A 20,553-nucleotide genomic window follows, 5' to 3' on the forward strand; every position below is an offset into this window, starting at 1 on the left:
ACACGGAGATCCAGAACACCTCAGCCCCCCAGCGCGGCGAGCTTGGCGGCAACGGACTCGGGCGTGGGCCGCCGCTGTTCGGCGACCACGACACCGTCGCTGAGGAACACGACCCGGTCCGCACACGCAGCTGCCATCGGGTCGTGGGTCGCCATCACGACCGTCTGTCTCCGCACGTCGACGAGGTGCCGCAACGCACCCAGCACCTCGCGTCCGTTGTGGACGTCCAACGCGCCGGTCGGTTCGTCGGCGAAGAGCACTTCCGGGTTGGTGATGAGCGCACGAGCGATGGCGACGCGTTGCTGCTGACCACCGGAGAGCTGGGCCGGGCGGTGCTTGGCGCGATCGGCGAGCCCGACCTGGCGCAACGCCTCGATCACCTGGGCCGGGCCCGGCCGCTGGCCCGCGAGACGCAGCGGCAGCATCACGTTCTGCTCGGCGGTCAGAGCGGGCAACAGGTTGTATGCCTGGAACACCATGCTGATGCGGCTGCGGCGCAACCGTGCGAGCGAGTCCTCGTCGAGTCTGCTGATGTCGGTCTCCCCGATGAACACCTGTCCGGCACTCGGCCTGATCAACCCTGCCGCGCAGTGCAGCAGCGTGGTCTTGCCGGAACCGGACGGGCCCATCACCGCTGTCATCGAGCCGCGGCCGAACCCCAGCGCCACTTGGCGGACGGCGTGCACCACGGCGTACTTCGTGCCGTAGTTCATCGTGACGTCCACGAGCGTGACAGCGTCGCCGATCGACCTGCCGACCATTGCGGTCGTGTCTCCCCTTGTGCCGAACATGCCTCAAGTCAACGCGGTCGGCGGCCTCGTGACATCGGGGTCCGCTGCGATCTCGGAGGTGCAGCTGGCCACACCCCCGATCGGGTTACTCGCGTTCGCTGTCGAGGTACGCGAGCACCGCCAGCACCCGCCGGTTGCCGCTGTCGGTCGGTTGCAGGCCGAGCTTCGTGAAGATGGCGCCGATGTGCTTCTGCACCGAGGACTCGGTGATGTGCAGACGGTTCCTGATGGTCGTGTTGTCCTGCCCCTGCGCCATCAGCCCCAGCACCTCGCGTTCGCGCGGGGACAGGGTGTCGACCGGGTCGCTGGCGCGGCGGGTCAGCAGCTGCCGCACCACCTCGGGGTCCATCACCGTGCCGCCGCCCGCGACCCGGACGAGCGCGTCGACGAACTCCTCCACCCGCGAAACCCGGTCTTTGAGCAGGTACCCGACGCCGCCGGCCGAGCCGGCCATCAGTTCGGAGGCGTAGCTGGTCTCGACGTACTGCGAGAGCACCAGCACCGGCAGGCCCGGTACGCGCCGCCGCGCCTCCAGGGCGGCTCGGATGCCCTCGTCGCGGAAGGTCGGCGGCATCCGCACGTCGACGATCGCCACCTCGGGGCGGTGCTCGACCGCGGCCTCGACGAAGCTCTCGCCGTCGACGACTCTCGCCACCACCTCGAACCCTGCCCGCGACAGCAGCAGCGCGAGCCCTTCGGCGAGCAGGACGTTGTCCTCCGCGATCACCGCCCGCACGGCAGCTCCACCACGATCCTGCTCGGTCCGCCCACCGGGCTGTCCACAGCCACCACTCCGTCCAGCGCGGCGACGCGGCGCCGGATGCCGACCACACCGCTGCCTCCCGCCTCGTCGATGCCACCCCTGCCGTCGTCGGTCACCTCGACGACCAGCCGTTCCCCCACCGTGCGCAGCCGCACGTCCACCGACTTCGCGCCGCTGTGCTTGGCCACGTTGGTCAGCGCCTCCGCCAGCGTGAAGTAGGCCGCCGTCTCCACCGCCGCCGGCAGCGCGCCGGTCTCGTCCAGGTCGAGGTGCGCGGGCACCGGGCAGTCGGCCACGAGTGACCGCACCGCGCCGGCGAGGCCCCGGTCGGAGAGGATCGGCGGGTGGATCCCGCGCACGATGGTGCGCAGTTCCGCCATCGCCGCCTCGACGCCCTCGGTCGCCTCCGCGAGCAGCGTGCTCGCCACCTCGGGCTCGGTGTCCATCGTCTGGCGCGCGATACCAAGCCGCAGCGCGATCGACACGAGCCGGGCCTGGATGCCGTCGTGCAGGTCGCGTTCGATGCGGCGCAGTTCGGCGCCGTGCGCGGCGAGCGCTCCCGCCCGTGACTCGGTGAGCACCTCGACGCGTTCCTCGAGCTGCTCGGCGTCCGAGCGGTCCAGCACCGCGAGCGTGAGCGCCGCCCACCAACGAGCGAGGCTCGGCAGCACGAACACCAGCGCCGCGCCCGAGACCAGCAGCACCGGCACGCCGCTGAGCACCGCTGTGCCCCAGTCGGCGATCGTCACGCCCGGCAGCAGCTGCACGGGGTCGGAGTCGGGCAGCGCCCACCAGAACAACGTGCCCGCGAACGACGCGAGCACGAGTCCCAGCGACAGCACCGTCAGCAGGCCGAGCGGCAGTCCGATCGCGACCTGCACCGGCAGCCAGGCGAGGTCGCGCCACGTCGTCCGGTCGCCGAACACCCCGCGCCACCAGCTGAGGACCCCGCCCCGCAACGGCCGGAACCGCCTGCGCACCGGCCTGCCGAGCAGACGGCCCGCCAGCATCCGGTGCGCGTCGGTCCAGAGCCGCAGCACCACCAGCACCAGCGGCAGGAAGACGAGACCCACCCCGCCCGCGACGATCGTCAGCGCGGCCAGGAACAGGGCGAGGGGGAACAGCACCGTCACGACCGACGAGGGCGCCATGAGCACCATGGCCGGCACGGTGCGCCGCACCGCTCCCCAGATCGCCTTCACCCCGGTGCCACCTCCCCGGTGACTATCTTCCCGGATCTGCCGCCGGGGCGAGCAGGCGCCCACCGCGCAGCGTCTCGGCGTAGGAGAACACGTACCCCGCGCCGATCTCGACCGGTGCCAGCGCCGCGAAGTCCCCGTCGAGCACGTCGAACAGGCGCAGGTCGGCCTCGCCCCGCCACACCGGCGTGAACTCGACGCCGGTGACCTCCGACGTCACGAGGTCGCTCACCGGCTCGTCGTCGGGCGTCCACGCCGGGAAGTGCCGCGTGTGCACCAACGGCACGGTGTGCAGGAACGGCGGTTCGTCCGCGAGTCCCGTCAGCTCGACGCCGGCCTCGGCCACCCGCCTGCCCGACACCGAGAGCGACCCGTGCAGGCGTTCCCCCGGTGCGGGCCGCTGTCCGGCGATTCCCACGGGCTTGGGCCGGGTCTGGTGGATCGCGCCGAACTGCTTCGGCATGCCCTGGATCCAGCCGCGCACCATGGGCACCGGCTGGTCGACCCACGCGTACGGGCAGCGGGCCATGGGCCTGCCGTCGTGGCTACAGCCGATCAGCAGCAGGAACTCGGAGAACTGGCAGGTCGCCGGATCGGCGAGCTCGGCGCCGGACTCGGAACACCACTGCCACTCGGCGAACACCGCTGCGGCCGCGCCCGGATCGGGACCGAGGTCCAGTCCCGGTGGCAGGAACCGGGCGGCGGCCTCCGGGTCCACCCGGTAGTCGACCATGATCACGTCACCGGAGAAGTGCCACGGCGGCGGCGTGATCATCGCCGACGTGCCGCTCGGCGACAGCGGCAGGCTGTAGCCGGTGGGTGCGGGCAGACTCGTTGCGGTCATGAGGAAACCCGTTCGTGTAGTAGCCCGGAGCGCGCCCAGGCCGTGTGGATCGCATGGCCTGCGGAGGCCAGTTCCGCAGGGCGGTTGAGGCTGTAGGAGAGCCGGATGCGCGGGGCCTGGCCCGCACCGAACCGGGAACCGGCGGCGACCCGGACCCCGCCGGCGGCTGCGGCGGCCACCAACTCTTCCTCCCTCTGCTCCGGACCGAACCGAAGCCAGAGGAAGAACCCGCCGTGCGGCGTCGTGACGTCGAGGTCGCCGAGCGCGCCGAGCAACGCGTCACGACGGACGCGCAGCTCGTCGCGCACCCGGTCCAGGTGGCGGTCGTACTCGCCGTCGGTGATCATCGTGGCCACCGCCAGCGACGCCAGGTGGTTGAGCGAACCGCCGCTGTGGAACAACCCGTGGCTCAGCAAGCGGGTCACCACGGCCGGTCCGGCGGTCAGCCAGCCCAGCCGCAGGCCGGGACCGATGGTCTTCGAGAAGGTGCCCAGGCGGATCACTCCGTCGGGATCCAGCTCGGCCAGCGGCGGCGGGAACGCGGCCGCGGACAGGCCCAGCTCCGCGTACGCGTCGTCCTCCACCACGAGCACCCCGCGCCGGGTCGTCACCTCCAGGATCTCCCGGCGCCTGCGTTCGGGCACCACCTGCCCGGTCGGGTTGTGGAACGTCGGGTTGAGGTAGACGAACGCCGTGTCCCGCGCGGCCAGCGCGTCGTCCAGGGCGCCGGGGTCCATGCCGTCGGCGTCCGCGGGAACGTGCGCGAGCCGCAGCCCGCAACTGGTGAGGATCGCCCGCCCGTAGTCGTAGCCGAGGCGGTCGGTCACGACCGTCCGCCCCGGTGCCGCCAGCGTGGTGCCGAGCAAGTGCAACGCCTGCGAGGTGCCGGCCGTCAGCACCACCCGGCCGGCATCGGGCAGGTGCGCCCGCCGGGCGAGCGCCTCCCGCAACGGGAGCGCTCCCGCGTTGTCCCCGTAGGCGAGGGCGGCGGATCCGAACTCCTCCAGCGCCCTCGCGTACGCGTGCCGCACCAGTCCGACCGGTTGCAGGTCCGGACCGGGATAGCCCGGCCCGAGGTCGAGCACGCCGGGCGGGGCCACCTCCTGCACGACGCCGAGGCGCCAGGCGGGCGGGAAGAACGTCACGGGGCCACCAGGACCGACCGCAGCAGCCGGGTGGCCGCCTCCACCGCGGTCGCCGACCGGGACAGCGCGATCCGCAGGCAGTTCCCGCCCTCCTCCGGACGGGCCCAGTGGAACGGCCCGCACGGCAGCGCGAACAGGTTGTGCTGCCGCAGTTCCTGCCACACGGCGAGACCCGAGCGGGAGCCCAGGTGCACCCGCTCGACGCTCGCGCGGCTCAGCGGGTCGGGGAAGGTCACCCCCGGCACGCCCGCGAGCCCGTCGCGCACGATCGCGCGGTTGGTCGCGATGAACCGGTGCAGGTCGGCGAGACCGCCGTCGGCCGCGTCCTCGGCGAGCCGCTTGATCATCAGCAGCACCAGCGGGGAGACGCCGAGCAGGATGTCGGAGTAGACCTTGCCGAGCGGCAGCCCGTTGTGCTCGGAGGAGACCAGCCAGCCGACCTTGAGCTCCAGCGTCGGCCAGAGCTTGCCGGTGTCCTCGATGACCACCCAGCGGCAGCCGCTGTCCCGCAGCACCTCGTAGTGGTCGTAGTGCGCGGCCGGGTCGAACCCCCGGAACGACGTGTCGAGCGTCAGCACGACATCGTGCCGGGCGCACTGCTCGGCGAGCCGCGCCAGCCGTTCGCGGGAGACGACCTTTCCGGTGGGGTTGTTGGGCGTGGTGACGAACAGGCACCCCACCGAGTCGAGGAGCGCCGCGTCGAGGTCGCCGCCGTGCAGCTGCTCCTCCTCGACGGCGACGAGCTCCAGCCCGACACCGCGCAGGATGTCCGGGATGTTGTCGAAGGTGGGGTGCACCAACGCGATCCGGTCCGTCACGGTCGCGAGCGACCGGGCGAAGATCTCCATCGCGACCGACGACGAGTAGCAGCTGAGGACGCGCCCCTCCGCTGCCGGGTACGAGCGCTGGCCGAGGACCTCGAAGTAGGTGCCGATGGCCTCGCGCTCGATCTCGTCGACCGGCTGCTTCACCGCCTGGGCCCAGAGCTGCGGCAGGTCGTCGACCACCCGCTGCTGGCCGAGGGTCAGGTCCTGGCGGGCGTGGCCGTCCGCGAGGTTCAGGGAACTGCTGAGGGCCAGGAACTCGAACTGGGTGAGGTTGCCCAGCTCGTCGTCGGTGACCACTGGTGGCCGAGTGTCCTGCATGTGCTCACGAACTCCTTAACGGGTGGTGGAAGCAGGTCAAGACGCTTGCCTGCCGGGCGCCGGGAAACGGCGCAGGGTGGGGCTGAGGGTGGCTCCGACGGCGATCACCGCGGCCGTTGCCGCGCACGCCATCAGGCCGGTCGTGCCGTCGCCCGTGCCGGCGAGCGCGCCGCCGGCGATCGGGCCGAGCGCACCCGCGGCACCGGTGAAGAGACCGACCATGCCGCTGAGCCGCCCGCGCAGCTCGTCGACCGTGACGGACATCTGGTAGGTCATCACCGTCGTGACGGTGACGGGCATGAACATCGCGACCACGCCGAGCACCACCCCCAGCAGCACGCCGCTGGGGGTGAAGGCCATGACGAGGATCAGCACGGCGGCGAGCCAGGAGAAGCCGATGATGATCACCGACGCGGGCAGCACGGCGTGCAGCCGGGCGGCGATCGCGGCGCCGATCAGACCACCGGCACCGAAGCAGGCCATCATCAGGCCGATCTCGCCGGGACCGACCTGGTCCTCACCGGAGACGGCCAGCACGATGACGACCAGCGCGCTGAACACCAGCTGCACCAGGGCGACCCACACCAGTGTCGTCCTGATAGGACGGTGCCGCCACACCCAGCGCAACCCGACCGGAGCGCCGTCGCCGTCTTCGTCCTCCGCCACCGGGGCCGCACCCTTCGGCAGGCGGAGCGTCAGCAACGCGATGCAGGACACCAGGAGCAGGGCCGCGTTCAGCGCGAACGGCAGCATGTGGTCGATGGTGAACAGCACGCCGCTGAGCAACGGGCCCGCGAGATTCGCGATGTACGGGCGCGCGGTGTTGCGCGCCACGGCCTGGGAAAGCTGTTCCGGCGCGACGACGCTCGGCAGCGCGGCGTCCTCCGCGGGACCGAACACCGACACGAGCAGTCCGTCGATCGCCGCCACCACGAGGATGTGCGGCAACGAGTAGGCGTCGAAGTACAGCGCCACGGCGACGCTGCCCATCGCGACCGCCCGCAGGATCTCGCACACGACCATCACGGTCTTGCGGTCGTAGCGGTCCGCGAGGAACCCCGCGGGCACCGAGCCGATCAGCAGCGCCACCGCCATGGTGGTCGCGACCAGGCCGATCTCCACCGCCGACCGCGTCGTGGCGAGGATCAGCAGCGGAAAACCGATCAGCGCGAGCTCGCTGCCCAGTTCGGAGACGAGCCTGCTCATCCACAGGACGTTGTAGTCGCGGTTGCGGGACAACGGGACCACGGGCCGTACCGCGTTTCCCGCCTCGGTCGCCGTCACTGTGCTGTTCCCCCGTCTGGTGGTGGTACTGGCCGGGCGGTCCGGCCACCGAGCTGGAGCAGGCGTCCCGGCAGGAAGCGCCCAGGTGTGGCGGGACTTCCGGGCACGGTGAAGGTCAGGTCGCGGTGGCAGGTCACGGTGACGCCGGGCCCGCCGTCGATCACGAGGCCGAGCCGTCCGCCGCCGTGGTGGGTGACGTCGACGAGCGCGTCACCGTTGGCGTACCGGCCGGTCAGCTCCGCGGCCTGGGCCGCGAAGGCTTCCGGTCCGTCCGGCACCGGCCGGTGGTCGGCCACGGCGATCCCGTCCGCGCGCAGGTCGTCGACGAGGTCCTGCCACAGCGCCGAACCGGTGGCAGCGTTGGTGGTCAGCGCGACCACCGTCCCGGAGTGCGGTTCGAACCGCAGGTGGCACGACGTGCCGTCGCCGGTGCCGTCGTGGCCGAACCAGGTCCGGCCCTCGGCGCGGTACACCGCCCAGCCGAGACCCCAGCCGTCGGCGAGGCCGTACGGGCCTGCCGGGTGTCCGGCCAGGTGGTCGCGGCGCATCGCGGCGTTGTGCTGCGACGCGAACCGGGCCAGGTCGGCCGCGCTCAGTGCGAGCCCGCCCGCCGGTGCCTCCAGTTCCGGCAACGCCTGCTCGGCGATGACCCTCGCGCCGCTGTGCCCCGGCACCGGCTTGCGCACGGTGGGGCCGGTCACGAAGGACGGCGTGATTCCCAGCGGCCACAACAGGATCGACTCGACCGCGTCCCACCAGTTGACGCCGGTGACGTCCTCGGCGAGGTGCCCGGCGAGGACGTAGCCCGCATTCGAGTAGGAGAACAGCTCGCCCGGCCGGTGCACGAGGTCGTCCGGCCTGCAACGGGCGGCCCAGCGCCGCCGCGAGATCTTCTCCGGCTGCTCGACGTTCGCCGCGAGGCCCGCGGTGTGGGTGAGCAGCCGGCGCGGTGTCACCGGTAGCTTGGGCAGTTCCTCGTCCAGGCCGAGGTCTCCATCGTCGGCGAGCGTCAGCACGAGTGCCGCGGTGAACGGTTTCGTCAGCGATCCCAGCGGGAACGCGGACTCCTTCGTGACACCGTGGCATGCCTCGGCGACCTCGCCACCCTGCTGGATCACCAGCTGGGCACCCGGCACATCGTGCTTGCGCGCCAACCGTTCCAGCAACTCGGAGGGGTTCACGCCGTCGCCTCCGGGTCGAGGTGGTGCGCGATCGCGCGGAGGGCGGCCAGGTGCTCGTCCGCGACCCGCCGGACCGTCGCCTCCTCGTGCACGTCGGCCGAGTGGAGCCAGTCGAACGCCAGCACGCCGTCGCTCACCGCGCCCACGACCTCCAGCACGTGGCTCCTGCGCTCGGCCGGGTGCCGGGGTGCGCCCACCGGATCGTGGAAGCTGCGGTACAGCGGGCTTTCCGCGCCGCCCGCACCGGACTGGCCGTGGTAGTTGAACAGCACCCCGGAGCTGGGGCGGTCCGGCAGGATGCCCGGTGCGCCCAGGTGGCGAAGCGCTCCGTACGAGAGGCCGTTGCCCGGCACCGCGCGCAGTTGCCGCCGGACGTTCCTGACCAGGGACGGCCAGTCCGGCTCGCCCGCGGGCACGTGCAGCCCCACCGGGTAGATCGCGGTGAACCAGCCGACGGTCCTCGACAGGTCGACGTCGTCGAACAACTCTTCCCTGCCATGGCCTTCCAGGTCGACGGCGACGCGGTCCTCGCCGGTCCACCTCGTCAGCGCCCAAGCGAGGCCGGCCAGCAGCACGTCGTTGATCCGGCTGCGGAACGCGCCGGGTGCCAGGGTGAGCAGAGCGCGCGTCTCCCGTTCGGTCAGGGAGAACGACACGGTCCTGGTCGAGGCTTCCACGTCCGGTCCCGGCCCGTCGGCGGGCAACGGGGCGGCGGGCGGTAGTGCCTGCCAGTGCTCCACCTCGTCCGCGAAGCCGCCGTCCTCGACGTGCTTGGTGAGGGCACGCACCCAGGCCCCTGCCGACGAGGTCTTGGTGCCCAGGCAGATCTCGCCCGCCAGCGCCTGCCGGTAGGCGGACTCGATGTCGTCCACGAGAATGCGCCACGACACCGTGTCCACCACCAGGTGGTGAGCCGTGACGAACAGCATGGGACGCCGGTCCGGGCCGAGGTCGAACAGCAGCGCGCGCAGCAGCGGACCCGTCGCGAGGTCGAAGCTCGCGTCGAGCTCCGCCGCACGCTTGTCCACCTCGGCGCGCACCTCCTGGTCGGCGGTCGCGGTCAGGTCCTGCCGGGCGAGCACGTCCACCGGTGCGGGCGGCACGTAGAACTGCCGCCACCGGCCGCCCTCGCGCACGAACCGGGCGCGCAACGCGTCGTGGTGCGCCGTCACGGCGTCCAGCGCCCTGCGCAGGGCCTGCTCGTCGACGTCCTCGACCAGTTCCGCGAGGAACGACTGGGTGAAGTGGTGCGGCGCGACCTGGCCGCTGGTCAGGTACTCGAGCTGGACAGGCGTCAGCGGCACCTCGCCCACCACCGGCTCGTCCACCGGCCCGCCGCGTTCGACGGGCTGGGCGACCGCGGCCAGCTCACCAAGCGTCTGGTGCAGGAACAGCTCCCGCGACGAGACCTGAAGACCGGCTTCCCGTGCGCGGTACACCAGCTGGATGCCGAGGATCGAGTCACCGCCCAGCTCGAAGAAGTTGTGCCCCGTTCCGACGCTCCGCCCGGGCAGTCCGAGCACGTCGGCCCAGATCCCCGCCAGGGTCTGCTCGGCGGGGGTTCCCGGTGCCAGGTAGGGGGTTCCGGTTGTGTCCTCCAGCTCGGGCGCGGGAAGTGCCCGCCGGTCCGTCTTGCCGCTCTGGGTCAGCGGCAGCTCCGCGAGCACGGTGATCGTCGCGGGAACGGCGTGCGCGGGCAGCACCCCGGCGAGGTGCCTGCGCAGGTCGGCCAGGTCGAGCTCGCCCGACGGCACCACGTAGCCGTGCAACCGGACCGCGCCGCCGTCGGCACGGGTCGCCGCCGCCGCGCTCAGCACCCCGGCATACCCGGTCAGCGCCTGCTCGACGTCACCGAGCTCCACCCGGTGACCGCGGATCTTCACCTGGTCGTCGGTGCGGGCGAGAAACTCCAGCACCCCGTCGGGCCGCCACCGCGCGGCGTCACCGGTGCGGTACATCCGGCAGTCCGGCCAGTGGGGGTCGGTCCGGAACGGGTCGGGCAAGAAGGCGCGTGCCGACTGCTCCGGCCGGTTGAGGTAACCACGGCCGACTCCGGCGCTGCCGATGTGCAGTTCTCCCGTCACACCAACGGGAACAGGGCGACCGTGCGGGTCGAGCAGATAGATTCCGGTGTTCGCGAGCGGCCTTCCGATCGGCACGTACGGCCCGGCGCCGATCGGGTCGCGGGAGACCTCGTGCAGCGTCGCGTCCACGGTGTTCTCGGTTGCCCCGTAGGCGTTCACGACGATCGTGTCCGGGCCGACCCGTTCCAGGAGCTCGGCGCACTCACCGGTGAGCCACGCCTCCGAGCCGACCGCCAGCACGTGCAACGACTCGGCGCGAGTGCCGCGGCGCGCGAGCTCGCGGGCGATCGCCGTGGCCAGCACCGGCACCGTCACGAGGAGCTCGGCCCTGGTGCGTTCGAGCAGGTCCACGAGCGCGGGCGGATCGGTCACGAGGTCCGTCGGGCAGATCTCCATCGTGCCGCCGAACAGCGTCGACCACACGAAGTCGGAGAAGAACAGGTCGACGCCCAAGCCCGAGACCGACAGGCAGCTCGGGCGTGTCCCGCTCAGGCCGTACCGGTGGTCCCAGACGCGTGCCAGGTGGTGCACGTTGCGGTGCTCCACCATGACGCCCTTGGGCTTCCCGGTCGAACCCGACGTGTAGATCACGTACGCGAGGTCTTCCGGAGTCACCGCCGTGACGGGCGGCGTGTCCGGGTAGTGGTCCACCACGGACTCGTCGAGCGGCACGACGTGGCGAGCCGTCAGACCGTACTCCTCCGCCAGCCCGTCGCCTGAGAGGAGCACCTCGGCGCCCGCGTCGGCCAGCATGTCCGCGAGCAGCCGGGCCGGGTAGCCCGGTTCCAGCGGCACGAACGTGGCCCCGGCCTTGAGCACCGCGAGCAACGCCACCACCGCATCGACACCGCGGTCGGCGCAGACACCGACGAGCGATCCGACGGCCACGCCCTTGCTCACCAGGTGGTGCGCGAGCTTGTTGGCCCTCGCGCGCAGTTCGGCGAACGTCAGGCTGTCGGTGCCGCACCGCACCGCGACACCGTCCGGGTGCCGGGCAGCGATCGCGTCGTAGACGTCGTGCAGCAGCTCCGGCGGCCCGAAGTCGACGGGAACGCCGCCCCACTCGGTGAGCATCCGATGCTCTTCCTCGGCCGTGATCAGCGGCAGCTCCCGCATCGGCGTGTCCGGCCGGCCCACCGCGCTCTCCAGCACCAGCAGCAGGTGCCGGCCGAGTCGGGCGATGGTGGCCTCGTCGAACAGGCCGGTGCTGTAGCTGATGCGGCCGAGCAGCCGCCCGTCGCGTTCGGTGAAGTCCACGCTCAGGTCGTGGCTCGCGTCGCCACCGTCGAACTCGACCTCCTGCGCCTGCAGGCCGGGCAGCTCCAGCCGGTGCTCGGGGGTGCTGTCCAGCACGACCATCGCCTCGACGATCGGGTTTCTGCTGGGGTCGCGGTCGGGACGCAGCACGTCCACGATCCGTTCGAAGGGCAGCTCGCCGTGCGCGAACGCCTCCAGCGACGTCGCCCGCACCACCGTGAGGAAGTCCGCGAACGACAGCGTCTCGTCCACGTCGGACCGGATGGCGACGGTGTTGATGAAGCAGCCGACCATGCCTTCCAGCTCGGCGCGGTCGCGACCGGCGGTCGCGGTGCCGACCACGACGTCGCGCTGCCCGCAGTATCGCGCGAGCAGGACCTGGACGGCGGCCACCAGCGCGTGGAACAGCGTGGCGTCCCGGTCACGGGCCAGCGCCCGCAGGCCGCCGAGCAGTTCGGCGCCGATCTCGAACGTGCACGCCGCGCCTTCGGAGGTCCGCACCGGCGGTCGGGGACGGTCCGTCGGCAGGTTCAGCGAGGTCACCCCGGCCAGCTGTCGCCGCCAGTAGTCCTCCTGCTCCCGCAGCGCGTCCCCGGACAACCGCTCCCGCTGCCACACCGCGTAGTCCACATAGGACACTGGGAGGTGCGGCAGCTCCGGCCGGCGTCCGTCGAGCACGGCGGTGTAGCAGGCGGTCAGCTCCTCGGCCAGCACGCCCATCGACCAGCCGTCGGTGATGATGTGGTGCAGCGTCAGCACGAGCACGTGCTCGTCCGGAGCGACCTCGACCAGCGACGCGCGCGCCAGCGGACCGGTGCGCAGGTCGAACGGACGGGCCATCTCCTCGCGGAGCCGGAGCTGGAGTTCCTCCTCTCTCTGCACCGCGAAGCGCTCGAACGGCAGCGCGCCGGTCAGGTGCACCACCTGAACGGCGCGTTCGCCGATGTAGTCGAAGGTGGTGCGCAACGACTCGTGCCGCTCGGTCAGCACCTCCAGGGCCTCGGCGAGCAGGTCCGCGCGCAGGTCTCCGCGCAACCGGACGGCGAACAGCACGTTGTACTCGGCGGTGCCCGGCGCGAACTCGTCGAGGAACCACAACCGTTGCTGGGAGAAGGACAGAGGCGCCTGTTCCGGTTGCTGGTCCAGCCTCGGGATCCGGTGATCACCGGCCTCGCCTGGCACGAGGGCGTCCGCGAGCGCCCGCACCGTCGGCGTGTCGAACAGCTGCCGGGGTGACACGTCCGCCCCGAGCGCGGACCGCAGCCGGGACGCCACCTGGATGCTCAGGATGGAGTCGCCGCCCAGGTCGAAGAAGTCGTCGTCGGCGCCGACCCGGCCGACGCCGAGGACCTCCTGCCAGACGTCCGCGACCGCGCGTTCGGCGGCGGTGCCCGGAGCCGTGTACGACGTCTGCTCCTGTTCCGGTGCGGGCAGCGCCCGCCGGTCCAGCTTTCCGTTGCGGGTCAGCGGGATCTCCGGCACCACGACGAACGCGGACGGCACCATGTGGACCGGCAGCAGGGCGCGAGCGTGGTCGCGCAAGTCGCCGAGCGACGGCTCACCGACGACGTACGCCACCAGCCTCTTGCCCGAGCCGTCCTCACGGGCGACGACCGCCGCTTCGGCGACCGCGGAGTGCGCGGTGAGAACGGCCTCGATCTCACCGGGTTCGATGCGGAAGCCGCGGATCTTGACCTGCTCGTCGGACCGCCCGAGGTACTCGAGCTTTCCCGCGCGGGTCCACTTCGCCACGTCACCCGTGCGGTACATGCGGGTTCCCGGCTCCCCGAAGGGATCCGCCACGAACCGACCGGCGGTCAGGCCGGGCTGGTTCAGGTAGCCGTCAGCCAGTCCCGCGCCCGCCACGTACATCTCGCCCGCGACGCCAACCGGCACCGGCGCGAGCCGTTCGTCCAGCACGTAGACCCGCAGGTCAGGGATCGGCACGCCGATCACGCCGCCGGTCGTCGCCTCGGTCAGCGGTGTGTAGGTGACGTGCACCGTCGTTTCGGTGATCCCGTACATGTTGATCAGGACGGGAGATGCCGGGTGCCGCGCGCACCAGTCGGTCAGCCGGCGCGGGTCGAGCGCTTCGCCACCGAAGACCACGTACCGCAACGACAGGGTGCGGCCGGTGCTCTCCGCGTCGGCGCGCATCAGCTGGTAGAACGCGGAAGGGGTCTGGTTGAGGACGGTGACGCGCTCCTTTTCCAGCAACAGCAGGAACTCGTGCGGTGTGCGCGACACCGCGTGCGGCACCACGACCAGTCTGCCGCCGTGCAGCAACGGCCCCCACAGCTCCCATACCGAGAAGTCGAAGACATAAGAGTGGAACAACGTCCACACGTCGTTCTCGTCGAACTCGAACCACGGCTGCGTGGAGGTGAACAGGCGCACGACGTTCGAGTGCGGGACGACCACGCCCTTCGGCCGGCCCGTCGAGCCGGAGGTGTAGATGACGTAGGCGGGGTGCCGAGGCGTGAGGCCGGCGTGGTCGAGGTCCACATCGGACTGATCACCCAGGTCCGCGTCGGGCAGGGCCACCACCGGCACGTCCGCCTCGATCGCGGACGCCGAGACCACCGCCGCGGGCGCGGAGTCCGCCAGCACCTCGCGGATGCGCTGCTCGGGGTAGTCCGGGTCGATCGGCACGTAGGCCGCGCCCGCCTTCAGCACGGCCAGCACCGCCACCACCAGTTCGGCGGACCGCGGCAGCACGAGCGCCACGAACCGTCCCGGCCCGGCACCGGACGAAACCAGCAGACGGGCCAGCCGGTTGGCAGCGGCGTTCACCTCGGCGTAGGTCAGAGCGCGAGCACCGTCGGTGACCGCGATCGCGTCCGGCACCGCACGCACCCTGGCTTCGAACAACGCGGGCAACGTCTCGGCCACCGCCGAGTCTTCCCGCCCGTTCCAGTCGACCAAGACCTGCTCGCGTTCCCGCGTGTCCAGCAACGGCAGCGCGGCGACCGGACCCTCGGCACCTGCCGCGAACGCGGTCAGCAAGGCGACGAGGTGTCCCGCCATGGCACGGATGGTCTCGTCGTCGAACAACTCGGGGTCGTAGTTGAGGAACAAGTGCAGCGAGTCGCTCAGGTGCGCGGTGAGCGCGAGCGGGAAGCTGGTCTGCTCGTCGCCGGTGTACTCGCGGACGGTGATCCCGTTTCGCGACGCCGCCGCCTCGTCGTACGGGTAGTTCTCGAAGACGACGATGCTGTCGAACAGGTTCGTCCCGCCCGGCACCTCGCTCCAGCCCTGGATCTGGCCGGGCGACACGTACTCGTACTGGCGCGACCCGGCGACGGAGTCCTGCACCGACCGCAGCCAGCCCGCGAGGTCGTCGCTTCCCGTCACGTCCACACGGACAGGCACGGTGGTGATGAACAAGCCGAGCATGTCGCCCGACTCCGCCAGGTCGGCGGGCCGCCCGGAGACCGTCGCGCCGAAGCACACGTCGGACTCCCCGCTGTAGCGCGACAGCAACGCCGCCCAGGCGCCCTGCATCACGGTGTTCGGCGTGAGCCGTGCGTCGCGGCAGAACCGCAGCACCTGCTCCGAACAGCCCTCGGGCAGGGAGACCTCGATCCGGCCGGAGGTGCGGGACCGGTGCGCGCCGGCGGGAGCGCGGTCGAACGGCAACGGCGTCGGGGCGGTGAGCCCGGCGACCACGCCACGCCAGTGCTCCTCCGCGGCAGGCAGGTCCTGGTCCGCGAGCCACGCCACGTAGTCGCGGAACGGACGCCTCGGGGTCGCCGCAGACCCGGCGTACTGCTCGAAGACGTCGGACAGCACGCCCGCGAAGCTCCAGCCGTCCAGCAGGATGTGGTGCGAGAACCAGAAGATCTGCACGCGCGAGTCGTCCAAGCGCAGGAAGACGAGCCACATCAGCGGCGCCGTGCCGAGGTCGAGCTCACGGGCGGAGTGCTCGTCCCACAACGACCGCACGCGAGAATGCCGCTCGTCCGGCGAGAGGCCGCGCAGGTCGTGGTGCTCCATCGGGAGCGGGAGTCCGGGCGCGCGCACGACCTGCAGCGTTTCTGGCACGTCCTGCCACACGACCTCGGTGCGCAGCACCGGCGTGCGGTCGGCGACTCGTTGCCACGCCTGGGCGAGCGCCTCGTGGTCGGTGACGTCGTCAAGCACCATGCTGAACCGGCTGAGGTAGACGTCGCCGGCTTCGCGTTCCGACAAGGAGTGGAAGAGCAGGCCCTGCTGCACGGGCGTGAGCGGGTAGACGTCCTCCACTGGACGACCGGCCGCGATGAGGTCCACAGTGGACTGGTCGAGTGCCGCCAGCGGGAAGTCCGACGGCGTCGGGCCGCCCACCCCCGGCAGGGCGCAGTGCTCGGCGATGCGGGTCAGCGCGTCGGCGAACCGGTCCGCCAGGCGGCGCACGGTGTCCTCGCGATGCAGGTTCGCCGAATACGAGAACCGGAACTCCAGGCGGTCGTCCCGCACCACCCCGGTGACGTCCAGCAGGCACGACCGCGCGTGGTGCGGTGCGCGGTCGCTGCCCGGCGCGTCCAGCCAGGCCCCGAAGAGGCCGCCGTCCGAGGCGCCGAACCGGCCGAGGTAGTTGAACGAGACTGCGGGCCAACCGGCCCCGAGGCCGTGGTCGGACAGGTACCGCAGAGCGCCGTAGCCGAAGCCTCGCCGTGGCACGGAGCGGAGCTGTTCCTTGACGGACTTGAGGACCACGCCCCAGTCCGCGCGGTCGGACACCGTGAGTGCGACCGGGTACAGCGTGGTGAACCAGCCGACCGTGCGGCTGACGTCCACGCCGTCGAAGAGGTCTTCCCGGCCGTGGCCCTCCAGGAGCACCCGCACGGTGTCGTCGCCGGTCCACTCGGTCAGCACCGCGCCCAAGGCGGTCAGCAGCACGTCGTCGACCTGCGTCCGGTAGACCGGCGGCACGTCGCGCAGCAACGCCGAGGTGTCTGCCTCGGACAGCCGGACGGTCACCTCCCGCTCGGACGCGACCGAGTTCTCGCCCGACCCGTCGACCGGCAGCGCGGTGCCCTCGTGCTCGGCGTCGCGCCAGTGGTCCAGTTCGGCGTCGAACTCACCCGCGGTCGCACTGTCCCGGACCCGCCGCGCCCACTCGCCGTACGAGGTGGACTTCGGGCCGAGCTCGCCACCGCGGAGGACGCGTTCGAGATCGGCCAGCAACACCCGCCACGACACCGCGTCGACCACCAGGTGGTGCGCGGTGAGGAACAACCGTTGTGTCTCAGCGGATTCGACCAGGACGGCGCGCATCAGCGGTCCGTCGTCCAGCCGCAGACCGGAACGGGCGTCCTCTATGGCGACGACCTGGTCGTCGTCCGTCGCCGTCGTGAGAACGACGTGCTCGCCGGTGCGGCTGTAACTCTGCCGCCACTCCCCCGCGCGCTGCACGAACCGCAACCGCAGAGCGTCATGCTGCTCGGCCAGAGCACCCAAAGCGACGCGCAGTGCGTCCGCGTCGACGCGTTCCACCAGTTCCAAGTAGACGGACTGCACGGCGTGCTCGCACGCATCCGGCGTCTCCTCGAAGAAGTTGCGCTGGATCGGCGTGAGCGGTGCCTCGCCCTCGGCTGCCTGCCGCTCGGTGGTGTCCGCCGCAGCCACTCCGGCCCGCGCGGCGAGTTCGCCGATGGTCTGGTGCAGGAACAGCTGCTTCGACGTCAGCAGCATGCCTTCCTCCCGCGCCCGCGCCACGACCTGGAGCCCGAGGATCGAGTCACCGCCGAGGTCGAAGAAGTTGTGCGTGGTGCCCAGCTCACGCGGGTCGAGGCCGAGCACCTCGGCCCAGACCCGCACGAGCGCGATCTCCGCGTCGGTGACGGCGGGCGTATGGCTCACCGTCCGGTCGGCCGCGTCCGGCTCGGGCAGCGCGAGGTAGTCGGTCTTGCCGCTCGCGGTCAGGGGAAGCTCGCCGAGCACGGTGAGGGTCGCGGGCAGTGCGGGCGCGGGCAGCAGATCGGCGAGATGGGCGCGCAGGTCCTGAAGCGTGATCTCTTCGCCAGGTGCGAGAACGACGTACGCGTCGATGCGCGTTCGACCTGAAGTCCGCGCGACGACGGCCGCCGCGCGCACGCCGGGATGTTCGCCGAGCACGTGCTCGATCTGGCCGGGTTCGACGCGGTAGCCGTTGACCTTGACCTGCTGGTCGGTGCGGCCGAGGTACGTGAGGGTGCCCGCCGACCGGCGCACGAGGTCGCCCGTGCGGTACATCCGCCCGTCCGCGAACGGGTCCGGCACGAACCGTTCCGCGGTGAGCTCGTCGCGGTCGAGGTATCCCCGCGCGACTCCCGGACCGGCCAGGTGCAGCTCGCCGGGAACACCGTCGGGCACCGGGCGGCCGTGCGGGTCGAGCACGTAGGTCCTGGTGTTGGGCAGCGGCCTGCCGATTGGCACGAACGGGCCCGCGCCGACGCCGTCCGTCACGGGGAAGGCCGTGCTGTCCACGGTCGCCTCGGTGACGCCGTAGGCGTTGACCACGGTGGTGTCCGGCGACAACCGCTCGACGAGCTCCGCGCAGTCGCGCACCTGCCAGCCCTCGGAGCCGACGGCGAGCAGCCGCAGCCCGTCGAGGCGCCGGTTCCGCGCGACGAGCTCCCGCGTGATCGCCTTGGCCACCGAGGGCACGGTGGCGAGCACGTCGGCGCCGCTGTCCTCGATCAGCTCGACCAGCGCGCGCGGGTCGCCCAGCACGTCCTGCGGGCACATGATCAGGGTGCCGCCGAACAGCAGCGACAGCAGCACGTCGCCGACGAACAGGTCGACCGACGGGTTCGAGACCGAAAGGCAGCGCGGCGGGCGGACGTCGAAGCCGTAGCGCTCGTTCCAGGCGTGCGCGGTGTGGTGGCAGTTGCCGTGCTCGACCAGAACGCCCTTGGGCGTGCCGGTCGAGCCGGAGGTGTAGATGACGTAGGCGAGGTCGTCCGGCGACACCGCGACGCCGAGCGGTTCCGACGACTCGGCCTTCCACTCGGCGGTGTCCACCCGGACGATCCGCGCGCCGGTGTCCGGCAGCCGGTCGGCCAGCCGGTCCGCGGTGATCAGCACCGGAGCGCCCGCGTCACTCAGCAGCCGGGCGAGGAGGCCCGCGGGGTGGGCGGGGTCCAGCGGTACGAACGCCCCACCCGCCTCGAGCACGGCGAGCAGCGAGACGACCACGTCGACGCCCCTGGGCAGGCACAGCGCGACCAGCGTGCCCCGGCCCACGCCGAGTCCGGCGAGGTGGCGGGCGAGCTTCGTGCTGCGGGTCCGCAGTTCGCGGTAGGTCAGCTCGGCGTCACCGGACCTCACGGCGATCGCGTCCGGCGTGGCCTTGGCCCGCGCGTCGACCAGCTCGTGCACGGGGCGCGGCGAGCCGAAGTCCGCGGTCTCGCCGATGCCGTCCTCGATCAGCTGCTCCAGCTCCGTGGCAGACAGCAACGGCAGTTCGCGCAGCGGCCGGTCCGGCTGCTCCACGGCGTTCTCCAGCACGAACGCGAGACCGCGTGCCACGGCGTCCACAGTGGACTCATCGAACAGGTCGGTGCTGTACTCCAGGAACCCGGTGAGGCCGTTCGCCCCTTCCTGGAAGTCGATCGTGACGTCAAGGCTCGTGGCGAGCGCGGGCGGCCGGACGTCCTCGATCACCAGACCGGGTGCTTCGCCGAGCCCGGCCGGTGCGTTCTGCAGGCTCACCATCACCTGCACCAGTGGCGGGCGACTGGGGTCGCGTTCCGGTCGCAGCGCCTCGACCACGGACTGGAACGGCACCTCGTCGTGGGAGAGCGCGTCGGTGACGTTGTCCCGCACCGAGTCGAGGAAGTCCGCGAACGACCGCTCTTCATCCACAGTGGACCGCACGACGACTGTGTTGACGAAGAAGCCGACCAGGTTCTCCAGCTCGTCGCGGTTGCGGCCGGCGGTCACCGTGCCCACCGCGATGTCGGGCTGCCTCGCACAGCGGGAGAACACCACCTTCGCCGCGGCCAGCAGCACCATGAACAGCGTCGCCCCGCGCAGCTTCGCCAGTGCCCGCAACGCCTGCACGAGGTCGTCGGAAATCTCGAACCGGTGCACCGCGCCCGCCGACGTGCGCACGGCGGGACGGGGACGGTCCGAGGGCAGGTCCACCGAAGGCAGCCCGGCGAGCTTCGTGCGCCAGTGGTCGAGCTGAGCCGTGAGGGCGTCGCCGCGCAGGCGTTCCCACTGCCAGGCAGCGAAGTCCGCGTACCGCACCGGCAGGTCGGGCAGAGCCGGGCGATCGCCCCGGACCTCCGCCGAGTACGCGGCGGTCAGCTCGTTCAGCAGGATGCCGGTCGACCAGCCGTCGGCGACGATGTGGTGCATGCCGAGCACCAGCACGTGCTCGGTCGCGGTGAGCCGGACCAGACCGACCCGGAACAGCGGTCCGGTGCGAAGGTCGAACGGCGTGGTGACCTCGGCGAGCAGCACCTGTTCCAGCGCGGCCTCCCGCCCGGCCGTCCCGGTCAGGTCGGTGACGAGCACGGGCACCTCGGCGGGCGGACGCACCACCTGCCGCACCCGCCCGCCCACCGAGGCGAACGTCGTGCGCAGCGGTTCGTGCCGCCGCACCACCAGGTCCAGCGCGTGGCGCAACGCCCTGAGGTCGAGCTCACCGGTCAGCCGCAGCATCAGCGGGGCGTTGTATTCGACGCTCTCCGGCTCGAACTCCTGGAAGAACCACAGCCGCTCCTGCGCGGCCGAGGCCGGCAGGTCGTCCCCTCGCACCGCCGGGATGAGGCCGGCGGACTCGGCCGCGCCGCCCGCCAGCGTGCGCCGCGCGAGCTCGCGCAGGTGCTCCGGCAGCGACGCGATCCGCTTTTCCTGTTCGGGCGTCAGGCCCATTTCGTCCCCCACG

9 protein-coding genes are annotated in these 20,553 nt (G+C 71.7%); all 9 read right to left on the reverse strand.

Annotation, left to right across the window (positions count from 1 at the left end; genetic code table 11):
- Positions 1-20: 20 nt before the first annotated feature.
- The 9 genes from BLT23_RS27605 to BLT23_RS27645 all read right to left on the reverse strand — a co-directional run bounded on the left by BLT23_RS27605 (position 21) and on the right by BLT23_RS27645 (position 20,552).
- A complete protein-coding gene (locus BLT23_RS27605; RefSeq protein WP_090054015.1) occupies positions 21-761 on the reverse strand; it encodes an ABC transporter ATP-binding protein in 741 nt (246 codons plus the stop codon).
- A 115-nt stretch (positions 762-876) separates the two neighbouring features.
- Complete coding sequence (locus tag BLT23_RS27610) at positions 877-1,527, reverse strand: response regulator transcription factor (RefSeq protein ID WP_090054017.1); 651 nt, start codon at positions 1,525-1,527, stop codon at positions 877-879.
- The gene (locus tag BLT23_RS27615; protein ID WP_218133913.1) at positions 1,515-2,756 is read right to left on the reverse strand and encodes a sensor histidine kinase; all 1,242 of its coding nucleotides are present in this window, start codon (positions 2,754-2,756) and stop codon (positions 1,515-1,517) included. The genes BLT23_RS27610 and BLT23_RS27615 overlap by 13 nt, the downstream gene beginning before the upstream one ends.
- 22 nt (positions 2,757-2,778) lie before the next feature.
- Complete coding sequence (gene mppR, locus BLT23_RS27620; protein ID WP_090054019.1) at positions 2,779-3,597, reverse strand: enduracididine biosynthesis enzyme MppR; 819 nt, start codon at positions 3,595-3,597, stop codon at positions 2,779-2,781.
- Complete coding sequence (locus tag BLT23_RS27625) at positions 3,594-4,742, reverse strand: aminotransferase class I/II-fold pyridoxal phosphate-dependent enzyme (protein WP_176946948.1); 1,149 nt, start codon at positions 4,740-4,742, stop codon at positions 3,594-3,596. The genes mppR and BLT23_RS27625 overlap by 4 nt, the downstream gene beginning before the upstream one ends.
- Complete coding sequence (gene mppP / locus BLT23_RS27630; RefSeq protein WP_090054024.1) at positions 4,739-5,887, reverse strand: enduracididine biosynthesis enzyme MppP; 1,149 nt, start codon at positions 5,885-5,887, stop codon at positions 4,739-4,741. Before mppP ends, BLT23_RS27625 begins: the two co-directional genes overlap by 4 nt.
- Positions 5,888-5,923: 36 nt before the next feature.
- Positions 5,924-7,171 carry an MFS transporter gene (locus BLT23_RS27635; protein WP_218133914.1) on the reverse strand — a complete coding sequence of 416 codons (1,248 nt, stop codon included), beginning with the start codon at positions 7,169-7,171 and terminating at the stop codon, positions 5,924-5,926.
- Positions 7,168-8,352: a serine hydrolase domain-containing protein gene (locus tag BLT23_RS27640; RefSeq protein ID WP_176946949.1), complete on the reverse strand. Its 1,185-nt coding sequence runs from the start codon at positions 8,350-8,352 to the stop codon at positions 7,168-7,170. Before BLT23_RS27640 ends, BLT23_RS27635 begins: the two co-directional genes overlap by 4 nt.
- On the reverse strand, positions 8,349-20,552 hold the full coding sequence (locus BLT23_RS27645) for a non-ribosomal peptide synthetase (RefSeq protein WP_143036069.1): 12,204 nt from the start codon (positions 20,550-20,552) through the stop codon (positions 8,349-8,351). Before BLT23_RS27645 ends, BLT23_RS27640 begins: the two co-directional genes overlap by 4 nt.
- Position 20,553: the final 1 nt, after the last annotated feature.

Origin of the sequence: Lentzea fradiae (assembly GCF_900100955.1) — a bacterium.
Classification (GTDB): domain Bacteria; phylum Actinomycetota; class Actinomycetes; order Mycobacteriales; family Pseudonocardiaceae; genus Lentzea; species Lentzea fradiae.

Bases quoted from the DNA above. Each gene is read 5' to 3' on its own strand.
- BLT23_RS27605 (WP_090054015.1), bottom strand. From the start codon at position 761: ATGGTCGGCAGGTCGATCGGCGACGCTGTCACGCTCGTGGACGTCACG.
- mppR (WP_090054019.1), bottom strand. From the start codon at position 3,597: ATGACCGCAACGAGTCTGCCCGCACCCACCGGCTACAGCCTGCCGCTG.
- mppP (WP_090054024.1), bottom strand. From the start codon at position 5,887: ATGCAGGACACTCGGCCACCAGTGGTCACCGACGACGAGCTGGGCAAC.